General features: G+C 63.8%; 13 protein-coding genes. 9 read left to right on the forward strand and 4 right to left on the reverse strand.

Annotated features, from left to right (window positions below; all coding sequences use genetic code 11):
* Window positions 1-7 precede the first annotated feature (7 nt).
* Complete coding sequence (locus LB526_RS21250) at window positions 8-241, reverse strand: hypothetical protein (RefSeq protein WP_224629626.1); 234 nt, start codon at window positions 239-241, stop codon at window positions 8-10.
* Window positions 242-303: 62 nt separating this feature from the next.
* Here LB526_RS21250 and LB526_RS21255 point away from each other — a divergent pair, with 62 nt between their 5' ends.
* The 9 genes from LB526_RS21255 (at window position 304) to LB526_RS21295 (ending at window position 10,474) form a co-directional block, all read left to right on the forward strand.
* On the forward strand, window positions 304-1,212 hold the full coding sequence (locus tag LB526_RS21255) for a LysR substrate-binding domain-containing protein (RefSeq protein WP_224629632.1): 909 nt from the start codon (window positions 304-306) through the stop codon (window positions 1,210-1,212).
* Between the two features lie 174 nt (window positions 1,213-1,386).
* The gene (locus LB526_RS21260; RefSeq protein WP_224525737.1) at window positions 1,387-2,697 is read left to right on the forward strand and encodes an ABC transporter substrate-binding protein; all 1,311 of its coding nucleotides are present in this window, start codon (window positions 1,387-1,389) and stop codon (window positions 2,695-2,697) included.
* Window positions 2,698-2,840: 143 nt separating this feature from the next.
* Window positions 2,841-3,713, forward strand: coding sequence for a carbohydrate ABC transporter permease (locus LB526_RS21265; RefSeq protein ID WP_095768103.1), 873 nt, complete (start codon window positions 2,841-2,843; stop codon window positions 3,711-3,713).
* Window positions 3,714-3,919: 206 nt separating this feature from the next.
* Window positions 3,920-4,744, forward strand: a complete 825-nt coding sequence (locus LB526_RS21270; RefSeq protein WP_095768104.1) for a carbohydrate ABC transporter permease — start codon at window positions 3,920-3,922, stop codon at window positions 4,742-4,744.
* 46 nt (window positions 4,745-4,790) lie between these two features.
* The gene (locus LB526_RS21275) at window positions 4,791-5,795 is read left to right on the forward strand and encodes an ABC transporter ATP-binding protein (protein ID WP_224629634.1); all 1,005 of its coding nucleotides are present in this window, start codon (window positions 4,791-4,793) and stop codon (window positions 5,793-5,795) included.
* Entirely contained in the window at window positions 5,792-6,562 is a 771-nt protein-coding gene (locus LB526_RS21280) for an L-iditol 2-dehydrogenase (protein ID WP_224629635.1), read from the forward strand. The genes LB526_RS21275 and LB526_RS21280 overlap by 4 nt, the downstream gene beginning before the upstream one ends.
* Window positions 6,563-6,709: 147 nt before the next feature.
* On the forward strand, window positions 6,710-8,188 hold the full coding sequence (locus LB526_RS21285) for a mannitol dehydrogenase family protein (protein WP_224629636.1): 1,479 nt from the start codon (window positions 6,710-6,712) through the stop codon (window positions 8,186-8,188).
* Between the two features lie 19 nt (window positions 8,189-8,207).
* Entirely contained in the window at window positions 8,208-8,891 is a 684-nt protein-coding gene (locus LB526_RS21290; RefSeq protein WP_224629638.1) for an HAD family hydrolase, read from the forward strand.
* On the forward strand, window positions 8,888-10,474 hold the full coding sequence (locus LB526_RS21295) for an FGGY-family carbohydrate kinase (RefSeq protein WP_224629640.1): 1,587 nt from the start codon (window positions 8,888-8,890) through the stop codon (window positions 10,472-10,474). Before LB526_RS21290 ends, LB526_RS21295 begins: the two co-directional genes overlap by 4 nt.
* A 355-nt stretch (window positions 10,475-10,829) precedes the next feature.
* On the opposite strand, the gene LB526_RS21300 is transcribed toward LB526_RS21295, so the two are convergent.
* Genes LB526_RS21300 through LB526_RS21310 form a run of 3 tightly spaced genes read right to left on the reverse strand, consistent with a single transcriptional unit; the run spans window position 10,830 to window position 13,793 of the window.
* Window positions 10,830-11,915, reverse strand: a complete 1,086-nt coding sequence (locus tag LB526_RS21300) for an ABC transporter ATP-binding protein (RefSeq protein WP_224629641.1) — start codon at window positions 11,913-11,915, stop codon at window positions 10,830-10,832.
* A gap of 3 nt (window positions 11,916-11,918) precedes the next feature.
* A complete protein-coding gene (locus tag LB526_RS21305; RefSeq protein ID WP_224629643.1) occupies window positions 11,919-12,965 on the reverse strand; it encodes an NAD(P)-dependent alcohol dehydrogenase in 1,047 nt (348 codons plus the stop codon).
* A 15-nt stretch (window positions 12,966-12,980) separates the two neighbouring features.
* Window positions 12,981-13,793, reverse strand: a complete 813-nt coding sequence (locus tag LB526_RS21310; protein ID WP_411967933.1) for a carbohydrate ABC transporter permease — start codon at window positions 13,791-13,793, stop codon at window positions 12,981-12,983.
* Window positions 13,794-13,797 lie beyond the last annotated feature (4 nt).

Consider the following 13,797-nt stretch of genomic DNA (forward strand, 5'->3'; position numbering starts at 1 on the left):
GTGCCGGCTATTGCGAGCGGCCGCGCGGATCGTTGCCGTCGAGAAAACCCATGTCGCGCTGCAGATGCTCGGAAAATTCCCGGACATCGAGATAACCGCGCCTGCGGCCCGAAAACCTTGCAAATTCCCGCAGGAGCGTGAAAAACCAGCCTTGTGCCGGGGTGGAAACGAGCTTTTCCTGAACCGTGACCATGATCGTCAGCCTTCGCAATGCTTGAACTGGATTGATCGTCGACCCCAAATATCGGTCTGGCCGGTTCGTGCTTCCAATCAAACCTCGATCATGACCCATAAGGAGGTCTTATGCCCGATCTCAGCTCTCCGCAGCTTGCGCCCCTGCCGCCGCTGCAGGCGATCCGAGTGTTCGAGGCGGTGGCCAGGCACCTGTCCTTCACCAAGGCCGCGCAGGAGCTGGGCATGACCCAGGCGGCTGCGAGCTACCAGATCAAGCTGCTCGAGGAGCGCATCGGCGCGCCGCTGTTCCTGCGCCGTCCACGACAGATCGAGTTGACCGAGCCCGGCCAGCGCCTGGCGCCCGCCGTCAGCGAAGCCTTCGCTATCCTGGGTCAGGCCTATGCCGCGGCGCGCGGTGGCGCCGACGGCCTGCTCTGCATCACCACCGTGCTGACCTTTGCCTCGAACTGGCTGGCGCAGCATCTGGGCGCGTTCCAGCTCGCGCATCCGGCACTTGCCGTGGGGCTCGACACGTCGAGCCGCCTGACCGATTTCGCGCGCGAGGATGTCGATCTCGCCATCCGCTCCGGCGCCGGCAAATGGCCGGGCCTGGAGGCGCATAAGCTGCTCGACGCCGATTTCACGCCGATGCTGAGCCCGAAGCTCGCGGCGAGCATCGGCGGCGTCAGGGAGCCGGCGGACCTGTTGCGCCTGCCGATCCTCGACCCTGGTGACATCTGGTGGATGCAATGGTTCGAGGCCGCCGGCGTGACCGGGCACGACCTCGCCAAACGGCCGGGCTCCAGCATGGGCGCGCAGGCCTATGAAGCGAACGCGGCCATGGCCGGCCATGGCGTTGCGATCCTGACCAGGTCGTTGTTCAAGAACGAGATCGCCGACGGCCGCCTGATCCAGCCATTCGACCTCGTCGGCGATGACGGCCATGCCTATTGGCTGGTCTATCCGACGGCGCGCCGCAACGTGCCGAAGATCCGCGCCTTCCGCGACTGGCTCCTGGCCGAGATCGCCTGCCCGTAAGCCAATCGCCCTGACGTTCCTCCTCCCTAGGATACCGGCGCGTCGCCCGACCGGGTCGTGCGGCGTCGTTTCTGCTGCGCTGCAGCACAGATTCAGGGTTGACATAATTCACGCCAGGTGAGTAATTGCCCAGAACCAAGGCAAATGCTCATCTTGGTTTATGGGAGGAATTTGATGAAACTTCGCACGCTCACCCTGGGCCTGTTGTCGGCCAGCGCCCTCGCTTTCGCCGCGAATGCCGAATCCATCACCATCGCCACCGTCAACAATGGCGACATGGTCCGCATGCAGAAGCTGACGGACGACTTCACCAAGGCCAACCCCGACATCCAGCTCAACTGGGTGACGCTTGAAGAGAACGTGCTGCGCGAGCGCGTCACGACCGATATCGCCACCAAGGGCGGCCAGTACGACGTCATGACCATCGGCACCTATGAGGTTCCGATCTGGGCAAAGCAGAGCTGGCTCCTGCCGCTCGACAAGCTCGGCGACGACTACGACGTCAAGGACATCATCCCGGCCATCGCCGGCGGCCTTTCGGTCGACGGCAAGCTCTATGCCGCGCCCTTCTACGGCGAGAGCTCCTTCGTCATGTACCGTAAGGACCTGATGGAGAAAGCGGGCTTGAAGATGCCCGACGCGCCGACCTGGGACTTCATCAAGCAGGCCGCCGACAAGATGACCGACCGCGCCAACGGCGTGAACGGCGTGTGCCTGCGCGGCAAGGCCGGCTGGGGCGAGAACATGGCTTTCCTCACCGCCATGTCGAATTCCTTCGGCGCCCGCTGGTTCGACGAGAACTGGAAGCCGCAATTCGATCAGCCCGAATGGAAGAACACGCTGCAGTTCTATGTCGACCTGATGAAAGCCGACGGTCCGGAAGGCGCTTCCTCCAACGGCTTCAACGAGAACCTGGCGCTCTTCCAGCAGGGCAAGTGCGGCATGTGGATCGACGCCACGGTCGCGGCGTCCTTCGTCTCCGATCCGAAGGCCTCGAAGGTTGCGGACAAGGTCGGCTATGCGCTAGCGCCCGACAACGGCCTCGGCAAGCGCGGCAACTGGCTGTGGGCATGGTCGCTCGCCATCCCCGCCGGCACCCAGAAAGCCGACGCCGCCGAGAAATTCGTTTCATGGGCGACCTCGAAGCACTATCTCGAGCTCGTCGCCTCGAAGGAGGGCTGGGCCAACGTTCCGCCTGGAACGCGCTCCTCGCTCTACGCCAATCCGGAGTACCAGAAGGCGGCGCCCTTCGCGAAGATGACGCTGGACTCCATCAATGCCGCCGACCCGACGCATCCGACCGTCAAGCCGGTGCCCTATGTCGGCGTGCAGTTCGTCGCCATCCCTGAATTCCAGGGCCTCGGCACCACCGTCGGCCAGCTCTTCTCGGCAGCCCTTGCCGGCCAGTCGAGCGTCGACGACGCGCTGAAGCAGGCTCAGGACGCCGCCACCGCGGCGATGACCGAAGGCGGCTACATCAAGTAAGGCTCCTCCCGGTGCCGAACGCCGGTAGCGCATCATGACCGGCAAGGGGCCGCCCGAAACCCAGTTCGGGCGGCCACCCTTCAAAATCGGGAAAATTCTGGCACGACTCTGAAAATCCGGCTGACCTTGGGAGGGTGACCGTCATGGCTACTCAGCAAACCCGTTCGCTTGCCCGTTTCATGATGGCGCCCTCGGTAATCCTGCTGTTCGTCTGGATGATCGTGCCGCTGCTGTTCACGCTGTGGTTCTCGTTCCAGCAATACAATCCGCTGAACCCGATCCGTAACGGCTTTGTCGGCTTCTCGAACTACGCGCTGTTCTATTCCAACCCGGCCTTCCTCTCCTCGATCCTCAACACGCTCATCATCGTTGTCAGCGTGCTGGTCATCACCGTGGTCGGGGGCATCCTTTTGGCGTTGTTGCTCGACCAGCCGATCTGGGGCCAGGGCATCGTGCGCATCCTGGTCATCTCGCCGTTCTTCGTCATGCCGCCGGTCGCGGCGCTGGTCTGGAAGAACATGATCATGCATCCGCAATACGGCGTCTTTGCCGATATAGCGCGCTTTTTCGGCGCCGAGCCGATCGACTGGTTCGGCCAGCATCCGCTGACCGCTATCATCCTCATCGTCGCCTGGCAGTGGCTGCCCTTCGCCACGCTGATCCTGCTGACTTCGCTGCAATCGCTCGACGGCGAGCAGAAGGAAGCGGCCGAGATGGACGGCGCCGGCTTTATTAGCCGGTTCATCTATCTGACGCTGCCGCATATGTCGCGCGCCATCACCGTCGTCATCCTGATCCAGACGATCTTCCTGCTGTCGGTCTATGCCGAGATCCTGGTCACCACCAATGGCGGCCCGGGCTATGCCTCCACCAACCTGCCCTTCCTCGTCTACCAGAAGGCGCTCCTGGAGTTCAAAATCGGTCAGGCGTCCGCTGGCGGCGTGATCGCCGTCATTCTCGCCAACATCGTTGCCTTCTTCGCCATGCGCGCCGTCGGCAAGAACCTGGACAAGTAGGGGGAGACGATGCCGCTTGCGCTGAACCACCCCCACTCCGTCCCGCTGCGCGGGACACCTCTCCCCCTGCCCGGGGGAGAGGAAACGCCTGCATCGAAGCCGCGCCCTTCCTCTACCCCGTCGATCGGGGGAGAGGTGGTTTGCGCAGCAAACCGGAGTGGGGGTCGACCCTGCTGCCAACATCGCCGATACGGGAGGACCTGATCATGGCACGCGCAGTCACCACCCAGCACAAGACCATCGCCACGGCCGCGGCCTGGATCGTCGCCTTGCTGATCTTCTTTCCGATCCTTTATACGATCATCACCTCGTTCAAGTCCGAGCAGGAGGCGATCCAGGGCTTTGCACTGATCCCGTCCGGCACCATGGAGAGCTATGCCGAGGTGCAGGCGCAGAGCGGCTATTTCAAGTTCTTCCTGAACTCGGTGATCCTGTCGGTCGGCTCGACGCTGCTTGCGATCCTGATTGCGGTTCCGGCAGCCTGGTCGATGGCGTTCTCACCGACCAAGCGCACCAAGGACATCCTGATGTGGATGCTGTCCACCAAGATGATGCCGGCCGTCGCGGTGCTGTTCCCGATCTACCTGATCTTCCGCGACACCGGCCTGCTCGACAGCCGCGTCGGCCTCACCGTCATGCTGATGCTGATCAACCTGCCGATCGTGGTCTGGATGCTCTACACCTATTTCCGCGAAATCCCGGGCGAGATCCTGGAAGCGGCGCGGATGGACGGCGCCTCGCTGTGGAACGAGATCATCTATGTGCTGACGCCGATGGCGGTTCCCGGCATCGCCTCGACCATGCTCTTGAACATCATCCTGGCCTGGAACGAGGCGTTCTGGACCATCCGGCTCACCACCACCAATGCCGCGCCGCTGACGGCCTTCATCAGCTCCTTCTCCAGTCCGCAAGGCCTGTTCTGGGCAAAGCTGTCGGCGGCCTCGACGCTGGCGATCGCGCCGATCCTGATCATGGGCTGGTTCAGCCAGAAGCAGCTGGTGCGCGGCCTCACCTTTGGCGCCGTGAAGTAGCAACGCCCAAGCGGCGGACGACGAAGACCATCCCCGGGAGGAAACCATGGGAAACATCGCGCTCAAGAACGTCTCCAAGTCCTTCGGGTCGACGACGATCATTCCGAACATCGACCTCAACATCGAGGACGGCGAGTTCGTGGTGTTCGTCGGCCCCTCGGGTTGCGGCAAGTCCACGCTGCTCAGGCTGATCGCCGGGCTCGAAGACACCAGCGGCGGCGCCATCAGCATCGATGGACGCGATGTAACCCGCGAGGCGCCGGCCAAGCGCAAGCTTGCCATGGTGTTCCAGTCCTACGCGCTCTATCCGCATATGACGGTTGCCAAGAACATCGCCTTTCCGCTGAAGATGGCCGGCGAAGACCAGGCGACCATCGACAAGAAGGTGAAGGACGCCGCGCGCATCTTGAACCTCACCAACTATCTCGAGCGCCGCCCAGGCCAGTTGTCCGGCGGCCAGCGCCAGCGCGTCGCCATCGGCCGCGCCATCGTGCGCCAGCCTTCAGCGTTCCTATTCGACGAGCCGCTGTCCAACCTCGACGCCGCGCTTCGCGGCACCATGCGGCTTGAGATCAGCGAGCTGCATCATCAGTTGAAGACGACGATGATCTACGTCACCCACGACCAGGTCGAAGCCATGACCATGGCCGACAAGATCGTCGTGCTCAATGCCGGCAACATCGAGCAGGTCGGCTCGCCGATGGAGCTCTACAAGACGCCGAAGAACCTCTTCGTCGCGGGCTTTATCGGCTCGCCCAAGATGAACATGATCGAAGGCGCGCCGGCGGAGAAATATGGCGCCAAGACCATCGGCATCCGGCCCGAGCATCTCAACATCTCGACCTCGGCCGGCGACTGGAAGGCGACGGTCGGCGTTGCGGAGCATCTCGGTTCCGACACTTTCCTCCATGTCCAGGCGGACGGCGTCGGCACCATCAATGTCCGCGCCGACGGCGAGGTCGCGGTCAAGCATGGCGACACCGTCTACCTGACCCCCGACAAGACCAAGCTCCATCGCTTCGGCGCCGACGGCAAGGCACTGGTGCAGTGAGGCTGAAAGGCAAATCGGCGCTGATCACCGGATCGGCGCGCGGCATCGGCAAGGCCTTCGCCGAGGCCTATGCGCGCGAAGGCGCGACGGTGGCGATTGCCGACATCGACCTGGAAGCGGCGGAAGCAACGGCGAAAGCGATCGGTTCCGCCGCCTACGCAGTCCGACTCGACGTCACGGACCAGTCCTCGATCGAGGCGGCGGTGAAAGCGGTCGAGGCCAGGACCGGCGGCCTTGACGTGCTGATCAACAACGCGGCGATCTTCGACCTCGCGCCGATCGTCGAGATAACGAGGGCGAGCTACGAAAAACTGTTCGCGGTCAATGTCGCCGGCACGCTGTTCATGCTGCAGGCGGCTGCCCGTTCGATGATCGCGCGTGGCAAAGGCGGCAGGATCATCAACATGGCGAGCCAGGCCGGTCGCCGCGGCGAGCCGCTGGTCGCGGTCTACTGCGCCACCAAGGCCGCCGTCATCTCGCTCACCCAATCGGCCGGGCTCGACCTGATCAAGCATCGCATCAACGTCAACGGCATCGCGCCGGGTGTCGTCGACAGCGACATGTGGGACCAGGTCGATGCGCTCTTCGCAAAATATGAGAACCGGCCCAAGGGCGAGAAGAAGCGGCTGGTCGGCGAAGGCGTGCCTTACGGTCGCATGGGCAAGCCGGAAGATCTCGCCGGCATGGCCGTGTTCCTCGCCAGTGACGAGGCCGAATACATTGTCGCCCAGACCTACAATGTCGACGGCGGCCAGTGGATGAGTTGAGGGGAGGCGCTTCTCTTCTTTCCTCCGGAGAAGACGCCATGGGGCAGGTGAGGGGCAGCATACTGGAATACCGGGTGTTGCCCCTCATCCTCGCCATCCGAAGGAGGCGGAACAGTCGGGCTGCAGATCGGCCAAAGGGTAAATGAGATGACCGTAAGACTCTCTTCCTCGAACCTCGCCATGCTGCCGGCCAAGGTCGCCGGCCCGAAATATGACCGCTCTGTCCTGAAGGCGGGCATCGTCCATTTCGGCGTCGGCAACTTCCATCGCTCGCATCAGGCGGTCTATCTCGACGACCTGTTCGGCACCGGCGAGGCCCATGACTGGGCGCTGATCGGCGCCGGCGTGTTCGAAGGCGAGAAGATCGGTCGCGCCAAGCTGCAGGAACAGGACTGGCTGACCACTGTGGTCGAGCAGGACCAGGGTCATATGAGCGCCCGCGTCACCGGCGCCATGATCGATTTCCTGATGCCCGGCGACGCGGCTGCGATCATCGAGCGGCTTGCCGATCCAGCGATCAAGATCGTGTCGCTGACCATCACCGAGGGCGGCTATTTCATCGACCCGGCCTCCGGCAAGTTCAACCCGGCCCATCCCGATATCGTCGCCGACGCACAGCCGGGTGCTGTGCCCAAGACCGTGTTCGGCATCATCCTGGCCGGTCTGCTGCGCCGGCGCACCGACGGCATCGTGCCGTTCACCGTCATGTCCTGCGACAACATCCCCCATAACGGCCACGTCACCTCCGACGGCGTCATCGGCCTTGCGCGGCTGATCGACGAGGACCTCGCCAAATGGGTGGAGGACAAGGTCGCCTTCCCGAATGGCATGGTCGATCGCATCACCCCTGCCACCACCGACCGCGAGCGCAAGATCCTCGCCGACGATTTCGGGCTGGAGGACAATTGGCCGGTGTTCTGCGAGCCGTTCAAGCAATGGGTGCTGGAGGACCATTTCACCTCCGGCCGCCCGGCGTTGGAAAAGGTCGGCGTGCAATTCGTCAAGGATGTATCGCCATACGAGCTGATGAAGATCCGCATCCTCAATGGCGGTCACGCCACGATCGCTTATCCAGCCGGCCTGATGGACATCCATTTCGTGCATGAAGCCATGCAGGAGCCGCTGGTGCGCGCATTTCTGTCGAAGCTCGAGCATGACGAGATCATCCCGACCGTGCCGCCGGTGCCGGATACGGATCTGGAGGACTATTACCAGCTCATAGAGCGGCGCTTCTCCAATCCCAAGATCGGCGACACCATCCGACGGCTTTGCCTCGACGGCTCCAACCGTCAGCCGAAATTCATCATCCCGACGATCGCCGACCGACTGACGGCGGGCGAGGGCGTCGCCGGCCTGGCGCTGGAATCGGCGCTGTGGTGCCGCTACTGCTTCGGAACCACCGACAGCGGCGCCGTCATCGAGCCGAACGACCCGAGCTGGGACCGCATGCAGGCGACCGCGAAGGCGGCCAAAGACGATCCAAAGGCCTGGCTGGCGATGGAGGACATCTATGGCGATGTCGGCCGTTCGTCCGTCTTCGCCGAGGCCTTCGCCCACGCCTTGAAGGTCCTGTGGGCGCACGGCGCGCGCGAAACCCTGACGCGTTACCTCGCCGGAAAGCTCTGAAAGCACCGGAACCAACAGCATGATGCCCGAACTGGTCATCTTCGACTGTGACGGCGTGCTGGTCGATAGTGAGGCGCTTTCGGTCTCGGCGCTGCTTGGCATGATCGAACTCGCCGGCGGCACGGTGAGCGAGGATGCCGCCTACGAACATTTCCTGGGCAAGAGCATGAAGAGCGTGCGCGAGATCCTCGGCCGCGATTTCGGGCTCGAGATCGGCGACCGGCATTTGACTGCCATGCGCGTCGACCTGATGCGCAAATTCCGCGAGGAATTGAAGCCGATCCCCGGCGTCAAGGAACTGCTGCCGAAGCTCGGCCGGCCCTTCTGTGTCGCCTCGTCCGGCACGCTGGAACGCATCCGCTACGCGCTCGACGTCACCGGCCTGCTCCCCCTGCTGGAGCCGCATCTGTTCAGCGCCAGCATGGTCGAACGCGGCAAGCCCGCGCCCGACCTTTTCCTTCATGCCGCGGCAAGCATGCAGGCGCGTCCTCGCAATTGTCTGGTCATCGAGGACAGCCCGGCCGGCGTTGCCGCCGCCCGCGCGGCGGGTATGCGCGTCTTTGCCTTCACCGGCGGCTCGCATGCTTCCAATCCCGCCCTCAAGGCGCGGCTTGCGTCGACGGAGCCGGACTTTATATTCGCTGACATGCTGCAATTGCCCGATTTGATTGCAGGCCTGGGAGCGAGAGAAAAAGCATCTTGATCAAGAGTTTCGTTTGCGCGGTCGATGTCGGCACCGGGAGCGCCCGCGCGGGCATTCTCGACGTGCGCGGCAACCTGCTCGGCCGCGCCGATCATCCGATCGCCATGCATCAGCCCAAGCCCGATCATGCCGAGCACGATTCGGAAGATATCTGGTCGGCGGTGTGCAAATCCGTGCGGTCCGCGCTCCAAAAATCCGGCGTCGCCGCCGGCGATATCGCCGGCATCTCTTTCGACGCGACCTGCTCGCTGGTCGCGCGCGACAGGCAGGGCGGCCAGATCAGCGTATCGGTCACGGGCGAGAAGCGCTGGGACACGATGGTCTGGCTCGACCACCGCGCCATCGCCGAGGCCGATGAATGCACGACGAGCGGCCACGCCGTGCTCGATTATATCGGCGGTGTTATGTCGCCGGAGATGGAAACGCCGAAGCTGATGTGGCTGAAGCGTCATCTGCCGAAGACATGGAATGAAGCTGGCTATCTATTCGATCTTGCCGATTTCCTGACCTGGAAGGCATCGGGCTCGCTCGCCCGCTCGCAATGCACGCTGACGGCGAAATGGACCTATCTCGCGCATGAGGAAAAAAGCTGGCGGCGTGATTTCTTCGAGCTGGTCGGCCTCGGCGACCTGTTCGAGCACGGCAATCTGCCGGAAAAGGCAAGCCCGGTCGGCACCGATATCGGTCCGCTGACGGCGAATGCCGCGGCCGAGCTCGGCCTCACCGAAAAATGCCGGGTGGGCGCCGGCGTCATCGATGCCTATGCCGGCGCGCTCGGCGTTTTGGGCGGTTTTGCCGGCGACGAGAGGAACATCAGCCGGCATTTGGCGCTGATCGCCGGCACATCGTCCTGCGTCATGGCGATGTCGCAAGACCCGCAGCCCTTTGCCGGGGTGTGGGGACCGTATTACGGCGCGGCATTGCCGAGGCTGTGGCTGTCGGAAGGCGGCCAGTCGGCCACCGGCGCGCTGCTCGACCACATCATCCGCTGGCATGGCGCCGGCGGCGAGCCGGACGCGGCCATGCATATGAAGATCGCTCGGCGCGTCGCCGAGCTGCGCGCCGAGGATGGCGACGCGCTGGCGGCAAGGCTGCATGTGCTGCCGGATTTCCACGGCAATCGTTCGCCGCTCGCCGACCCGCACGCGGTCGGCGTCATCAGCGGCCTGACGCTCGATTCCTCCTTCGACAGCCTATGCAAGCTCTACTGGCGCACTGCCGTCGGCATCGCGCTCGGCGTGCGCCATGTGCTGGAAGCGCTGAACGAGAACGGCTACCTGATCGACACGCTGCATGTCACCGGCGGCCACACCAAGAACCCGCTTCTGATGGAGCTTTATGCCGACGCCACCGGCTGCACGGTGGTCGAGCCGCTGGCCGACGAGGCGGTGCTGCTCGGCACCGGCATGGTGGCGGCGACCGCCGCCGGGATCTACCCTGACCTCAACGCGGCCTGTGTCGCCATGCAGCAGGGCGGCAGGACGCGCGCCCCCAACAAGGAAGCCGGCGCCCGCTTCGACCGCGACTACCGCATCTTCCTCGAAATGCACCGCCAGCGGCAGGCGCTCGACGCGATCGGGTAGCTTCCATCAACGCAATTCCGGCTACGCCATGCACACATCTTCTGTGACTGGCGTGACGGATCAGGCCGAGGCTTGATTGCCGCGTGGTTCCCCCAATCCGTCGCTGCTTCGCAGCGCCACCTTTCCCCCTCCGGAGGGAAAGGAAGGGAGCCTTGCTGGACGAGCGTTGAAAGCTTGGCGCCTTTCCTCTACCCCGTCGAACGGGGGAGAGGTGGCTCGGCGAAGCCGAGACGGAGTGGGGGTCGACCAGCGCTACATTAGCCAATGCATGCGCCAAGCTCCAATGCACGCTATCGCCATAGACCAGCCACTTGGAAATGTGTGCATCCCCCAGGCAATTCCGGGCGGAATTGCTCTACTGCTTGCGCAACGACTTGCCGGTCTCGGCGTCAAACAAGTGAATGCTTTCCTCGTCGAAGCTGTAGCGCACGGGCGCGCGTAACTCTGGGCATTCGCGCGCCGGCACCAGCGCGCTGATCTCCTTGCCGCCCGAGCCGAACGTCACCAGCGCGTCATTGCCGTGGAACTCGATGAGATCGGCGGTGCCTTGCAAAAGGTTTGCCGTGCCGGCTTGCGCCGTCTTCAGATCCGGAGGCCGGATGCCGAGCACCACGCGATCGCCATGCCGCAGGTCGAAGTCGCCGCCTTGCAGCGACAGCACCGTCCCCGCGCCCATCAGCGTCCAGTCATCCCCCTTCCGGCCGACCATGGCCTCGATGAAATTCATGTTCGGCGTGCCGATGAAGCCGGCCACGAACAGATTGCCCGGGCGGCGATAGATCTCCGCCGGCGAGCCGATCTGCTCGATCACGCCATCCTTCAACAACACGATGCGGTGGGCCAGCGTCATCGCCTCGAGCTGGTCATGCGTGACATATACGGTGGTTGTCTTCAGCGATTGGTGCAGCCTGGCGATCTCGACGCGCATATGGTTGCGCAGCTTGGCGTCGAGGTTGGAGAGCGGCTCGTCGAATAGGAACACTTTCGGCGTCTTGATCATGGCGCGCGCGATCGCCACGCGCTGCTGCTGACCGCCGGAAAGCTCTGTAGGCTTGCGGCCGAGATAGGGCTCCAGCCCGAGCGTCTTCGAGACCGCCTCGACCCGCTTCCTGATCTCGTTCGCCGGCACCTTCTGCCGCTTCAATCCGAAGGCGATGTTGTCGAAGATCGTCATATGCGGATAGAGCGCATAATTCTGGAACACCATGGCGATGCCGCGATCGCCGGGCTCGAGATCGTTCACCACCTTGCCGCCGATCGACACCTCGCCGCCGCTGATATCCTCTAGCCCGGCCAGCATCCGAAGAAGCGTGGACTTGCCGCAGCCGGACGGACCGAGGAACACGACGAATTCATGTTCCTCGATCGCGAGGTTGAGGTCGCGGATGACGGTCGTGGCGCCATAGGCCTTGTCGACATGGGAGCAAACGATCGCGGACATGCCTTATCCCTTCTCCCCGGTCAGCAGGATCTGCAGCTTGACGTCCTGCGGCTTGCCCAGCGCCGCGCGCTCGAACGCCTTGATGCTCTCGGAGAAATCATAGGTGCCGGTGATCAGCGGCTTGAGGTCGACCTTGCCTGAGGCGATCAACTGCAGGGCGCGGTCGAAGATGTTGGCATAGCGGAACACGGTCTCGATGCGCACTTCCTTGGAAATCGCCGCCGGCACGTTGAGCTCGACCGCCTCCACCGGCAACCCGACCAGCACCACCGCGCCGCCCGGCCGCACCACGTCGAACAGGTTGGTGAAGGCCTTCGGGCTGCCGCTCGCCTCGAACACGATGTCGGCGCCCCAATTGTCGGTGGCCGCCGCGACGGCGTCGACCAGCGATTGCTTGCCGATATCGACCGGCACGATGCCGGGATACTGGGCAGCGACCGCAAGCTTCGGCGCGGAAAAGTCCGAGATCAGCACTTTGGAGCAGCCGCCCGCCAGCGCGGCGAGCGCGATCATGATGCCGATCGGGCCGCAGCCGACGACGACGGCGACATCGCCGGGCACGATGCGCGCGCGCGCTGCCGCCTGCATGCCGATGGCGAAGGGCTCGACCATCGCGCCCTCGGCGAAGGAGACATTGTCCGGCAGCTTGTAGGTAAAGGCCGCCGGATGGACGGCGTAGGGCGCGAGAACGCCATGCACCGGCGGCGTTGCCCAGAAGCGGACGTCCGGGTCGACATTGTAGATGCCGAGCTTGGTCGCGCGCGATGAAAGGTTCGGCACGCCTGGCTCCATGCAGACGCGGTCGCCGACCTTGAGATTCGTGACATTGGCGCCGACCTCGACGATGGTTCCCGAAGCCTCATGGCCGAGCACCATGGGCTCGCGAACTATGTAGCTGCCGATGGCGCCATGCGTGTAGTAATGCACGTCGCTGCCGCAGACCCCGACCGTGTGGATGGCGATCCTGACATCGTCCGGTCCGACGTCTTGCGGCAGCGCGATCTCGCGCAGCGACAGTTCGCCTTTTTTCTCAAGCACCAGTGCCCGCATCGGGTTATCCTCGCATCAACTTTTCTTTTGCCGGAAAACGGAATTCAGGAAGCCGCTCAAAACGCCGAGGAACAAAAGCGGCGGCAGCGACAGAAGCACGACCGAGGCGTTGAGGATTCCCCAGGGCACGTTCATGCCTTGCTGGGAGAGCTCGGAAGCCACGATCGGCAGCGTCTTGGCGTTGGAGCTCGACAGCATCAGCGCAATCAGGAACTCGTTCCAGACCAGCACGAAGCTGAAGGCGATGGCGCCGATCAGCGAGCGCGCCGCGACGGGAAGCGCGATCCGCCAGAACACCGAATAGGCGCCGTAGCCGTCGACGAAGGCCGCCTCCTCAATCTCTTTCGGCACGCCCTGGAAGGCGGGAATGGCGAGCCACATGATCACCGATATGGTCAGCAGCGAATAGGTGACGATCAGCGCCGGCAAAGTGTCGTAGAGGCCAACCTGCAGCCAGATCACCATCAGCGGGATCGCCACCGCCACCGGCGGCAGGAAGCGCAGCGACAAGACGAAGAACTGGATGTCGCCGGCGAAGCGGTTGGGATAGCGCGCCACCGCATAGGCCGCCGGCAGGCCGAGCACGACGCCGATCAGCACCGCCGAACCGCAGGCGACGACCGAGTTGTAGAGCCCGGTCAGCACGCTGTCGCGGCCGAGGATGTAGCCGATGTTGGCGAGCGTCGGCGTGAAGATCACCTTCGGCACCCGCGTGATGATGTCGACATTGTTCTTCAGTGCGTTGAGCGCCGTCCACAGAAGCGGGAACACGGCCAGGAACCCGGCCAGCGCCAGGATGGCCTTGGCGACCAGACGGCCCGGTCTTATCGGA

The sequence above is a fragment of the Mesorhizobium sp. CA6 genome (assembly GCF_020165035.1).
Classification (GTDB): domain Bacteria; phylum Pseudomonadota; class Alphaproteobacteria; order Rhizobiales; family Rhizobiaceae; genus Mesorhizobium.

Coding starts and splice junctions, on each gene's coding strand:
- LB526_RS21305 (WP_224629643.1), bottom strand. CDS start 12,965: ATGCGGGCACTGGTGCTTGAGAAAAAAGGCGAACTGTCGCTGCGCGAG.
- LB526_RS21265 (WP_095768103.1), top strand. CDS start 2,841: ATGGCTACTCAGCAAACCCGTTCGCTTGCCCGTTTCATGATGGCGCCC.
- LB526_RS21270 (WP_095768104.1), top strand. CDS start 3,920: ATGGCACGCGCAGTCACCACCCAGCACAAGACCATCGCCACGGCCGCG.
- LB526_RS21255 (WP_224629632.1), top strand. CDS start 304: ATGCCCGATCTCAGCTCTCCGCAGCTTGCGCCCCTGCCGCCGCTGCAG.
- LB526_RS21290 (WP_224629638.1), top strand. CDS start 8,208: ATGATGCCCGAACTGGTCATCTTCGACTGTGACGGCGTGCTGGTCGAT.
- LB526_RS21300 (WP_224629641.1), bottom strand. CDS start 11,915: ATGTCCGCGATCGTTTGCTCCCATGTCGACAAGGCCTATGGCGCCACG.
- LB526_RS21260 (WP_224525737.1), top strand. CDS start 1,387: ATGAAACTTCGCACGCTCACCCTGGGCCTGTTGTCGGCCAGCGCCCTC.
- LB526_RS21275 (WP_224629634.1), top strand. CDS start 4,791: ATGGGAAACATCGCGCTCAAGAACGTCTCCAAGTCCTTCGGGTCGACG.
- LB526_RS21285 (WP_224629636.1), top strand. CDS start 6,710: ATGACCGTAAGACTCTCTTCCTCGAACCTCGCCATGCTGCCGGCCAAG.